The organism is Aggregatilinea sp. (assembly GCF_036822615.1).
Classification (GTDB): Bacteria; Chloroflexota; Anaerolineae; order Aggregatilineales; family Aggregatilineaceae; genus Aggregatilinea.
This window is the reverse complement of the sequence record NZ_DAISHJ010000212.1, coordinates 1-3,346: the sequence shown is the minus strand read 5'-3', so window position 1 is coordinate 3,346 and position 3,346 is coordinate 1. Positions and strand designations below refer to the sequence as shown.

Here is a 3,346-nt window from a genome sequence, read left to right as displayed (position 1 = left end):
GACCGTTTCCGGCGCTGTCACGGGGTCGTCGGTGGCAGCGGGCGCAGCCGGAACGGCCACCGTACCGGCCAGGGGCCGCACTTCGAGACTCACCAGCGGCTCGCGCCGTTCTTCGGGCGTACCTTCATTCAGCAGGACATAACCGCGCTCGGCATCCATAAAGTTGTAGAGCGTCTTGGAGCGCTCCGCGAAACGCGTGCGCAGCGTGGACGTGAACTCGTCCACGTCGGCGGCATGGGTGAAGAGCACGAAACGCGCTTCTTCCGGCGTGCCGACGAAATCGTCCGGTGTGCCCATCTGCCCAACGACTTCCGTGATGATCTGGACCGCCAGTTCCAGCGCCGCGTCGGTCGCCATGAAGCTGTACGCCTCGCGCAGCGCCTTGAAGCCCTCGATCTCCGCATCCAGGAAGTGCCAGCCGGGCTGCCCCGACAGGCGCGACAGCTCCGCGCGGATCATCGGACCGGTCGGCAGGCCGGTACGCGGCTCGTGCAGGTGGTCGCGCGTGGCGCGCCGGATCGAACTTTGCACGCGCAGCCGCAGCTCTTCCATGTCGAACGGCTTGGTCACGTAATCGTCCGCGCCCAATTCCAGCCCCGCGACCTTATCGGCGCGGGCGTCGCGTTGGGTCAGGAAGGTGATCGGGATATACTTGGTCAGGGTCGTGGTCCGCAGCACCCGGCATACGTCGAAGCCGTCCATATCGGGCAGCATCACGTCGAGCAGGATCAGGTTGGGAAACTTCGACCGGCTGAGCGCGATGCCTTCGGCCCCTTCCGATGCGTGAATCACTTCATAGTCCTGGCTTTCGAAATAGACGGTCAGCATTTCCTGAACGTCGATGTCGTCTTCGATGATCAGCAAACGCTTTTTTGCCATGCTGCCCTGCCTCCACACGTGATAATTGCGCATTTACGGCGCGTGAATTTATCCTTTAGTCTTTGTTAAGTGTAACAGGTCTTTCGCTGAGCGCGAAATAGCTCTTTTCTCACACAAATCCGCAACAAAAAAAATCCACACCCATGGGTGTGGATTTTACCAACTTCCGAACGATTCAGTGGATCAGGCTTCGAGCGTGGGGTTCACCACCGACGTGTGGACGTTGAACGTGGGCGGGTTCTCCAGGTGCTTCTTGACCGCGCACAGCTCCGCCGAACGGATGACCGCCGCCTTGTACTGCTCGGGGAAATCGGGCGGGACCTGGATGTCAAGCTCGACGTTTTCGACCATGTGTGTCATGGGGTTGTGGTTGACGCGCTGCACGATGCGAATGTTATCGGTCGGCAGGCCGCGCTGCTGGCAGAAGCTCACGACATAGATGCCCGCGCAAGTGCCCATCGAGGCCAAAAACAGTTGGAACGGCGACGGGGCCGACCCATCCTGATCAGTTGTCACTACCAGACCACCCATGTGCGCGTCAACCTGAGCGCCGCCGGGAAAAACGATCTCGAATTCCATCGTCTGAACTCCATCCTCTATATTGTGTCGATCTTCACAAGCGTTTGCCGCATTCGTTAGGTTAGATGCAGTTTAGTTTAAAAAGACTCTTTTTCGAGATCAAATTTGGAATCAACTTCGCGCCGGAACGCTGCCCGGTGAGGAACGCCGCCCGGATGTGTGTATGGTGGAGTGGAAATGCCGCAGGCTCCCCGGCGAACGCAGGCCGCAGGGTGGTTGGTTGACAACGGCACGTGAATTGGCGACAATTCTGTTTCAGCACCCGCCCTGTACACGATCACTTTGGAGCGAAGACAAACATGTCTATAAAAGATGTTTTGAATGACGCCGAAGATCGAATGAAGAGCACTGTGTTGGTGCTTGAAGAAGACCTGAAAGCCATGCGCACCGGGCGCGCGTCGGGGGCATTGGTGGAAAAACTCCAGGTCGATTATTACGGGGTCGCCACGCCGTTGATGCAGCTCGCCAGCATCAGCGTACCGGAGCCGCAGACGATCGCCATTCGTCCCTACGACAAGAGCACGCTCAAGGCCATCGAGCGCGCGATTCAGGCGTCCGAGCTGGGGCTGACCCCCAACAACGACGGCCAGATCATCCGTCTGAACATTCCCGCGCTCACCCAGGAACGCCGCAACGACCTGCAAAAGCTGGTCCAGCGCCGCGTCGAGGAAGCGCGCGTATCGGTGCGCAACATTCGCCGCTCCGCGATCGAAGACGTGCGGGAATTTGAAAAAGAGAAGATGGTTTCGGAAGACGAAGCCAAACGCGGCCAGGAAAACGTGCAAAAACTGACCGACAAGTACGTCGAAGAAGTCGAAACAGCCGGAAAACGCAAAGAAGCCGAGATCATGGAAGTCTAACCACGGCCTCCGCCACCGGCTGGCCCCGTCGCCGGACCCGCCAGCCGGTCCTCCCTGATCACCTGTAGACCGGAGTAACAAACGCCTAATGACAGACGACGTCGCCAACCTGCCCGAACGAGTCCCCTATCACGTCGCCATCATCATGGATGGGAACGGTCGCTGGGCCAAAGCACGCGGGCTGCCGCGCGTAGCCGGTCACCGGGCGGGCGTTGAAAACCTCCGCCGCATCTTGCGGGCCAGCAGCGAGTTCGGGATCAAGATCCTGACCATCTACGCGTTTTCGACCGAAAACTGGGGACGCCCCGAGGCCGAAGTACGCGGCCTGATGAACATCCTCGAAACGGTCATCGACCGCGAGCTGGATCAACTGCATGCCAACGGCGTACAGCTCCGCCATATCGGGGAAATCGACGGGCTGTCGCCGGTCTTGCAGCGTAAGGTGCGCAAGGCTGTCGATCTGACCCGCAACAACGACCAGTTGATCCTGAACATCGCGTTCAACTATGGCGGGCGGCAGGAACTGGTGCGGGCCATCCAGCAGATCGTGCGCGACGGCATCCCGGTGGACGAGATCGACGAGACGCTGATCGACTATTACCTCTACACCACCGGCCAGCCCGATCCCGATCTCGTAGTGCGCACGGCAGGCGAAATGCGCCTGAGCAATTTCCTGCTGTGGCAGGCGTCCTATGCTGAATACTACTCCACGCCGGTCTATTGGCCCGATTTCGACCGTGGGGAACTGTTGAAAGCCATTTCATCTTTCGGGCACCGGGAGCGCCGGTACGGGCTGGTCCCCCAACCGTAACGCTCCGCCCTGGGCCTCTGACTGGACCGGACTCATTCCATGTTAAAAACACGCTTCCTCGTGGCGGTCGTCGCGCTGCCCGTCCTGCTCGCGGTGACGGTGATCGGCGGCAATGACGAGATGAAGCGCCGCCTGATTGCGCGCTACGGTCTGCGCACCCTCCACATGCACGTGCCGCCCATGGGCTTCATCGACAATCCCGCGGAAGTTCAGGCCT

Annotated in this window: 4 protein-coding genes; 2 read left to right on the top strand and 2 right to left on the bottom strand. The window is 60.0% G+C overall.

Annotated features, from left to right (window positions below):
* A partial coding sequence (locus V7116_RS25635) for a response regulator transcription factor (protein ID WP_324394848.1) occupies positions 1 to 879 on the bottom strand: 879 nt, incomplete at its 3' end.
* 183 nt (positions 880 to 1,062) lie between these two features.
* A complete protein-coding gene (locus V7116_RS25630) occupies positions 1,063 to 1,458 on the bottom strand; it encodes an OsmC family protein (protein ID WP_324394847.1) in 396 nt (131 codons plus the stop codon).
* Positions 1,459 to 1,757: 299 nt separating this feature from the next.
* Between V7116_RS25630 and frr the strand changes: the two genes are divergently transcribed.
* Both frr and V7116_RS25620 read left to right on the top strand, forming a co-directional pair.
* Entirely contained in the window at positions 1,758 to 2,318 is a 561-nt protein-coding gene (gene frr / locus V7116_RS25625) for a ribosome recycling factor (protein ID WP_442891875.1), read from the top strand.
* Between the two features lie 88 nt (positions 2,319 to 2,406).
* A complete protein-coding gene (locus tag V7116_RS25620) occupies positions 2,407 to 3,129 on the top strand; it encodes an isoprenyl transferase (RefSeq protein WP_324394845.1) in 723 nt (240 codons plus the stop codon).
* The last annotated feature ends 217 nt before the right edge of the window (positions 3,130 to 3,346 follow it).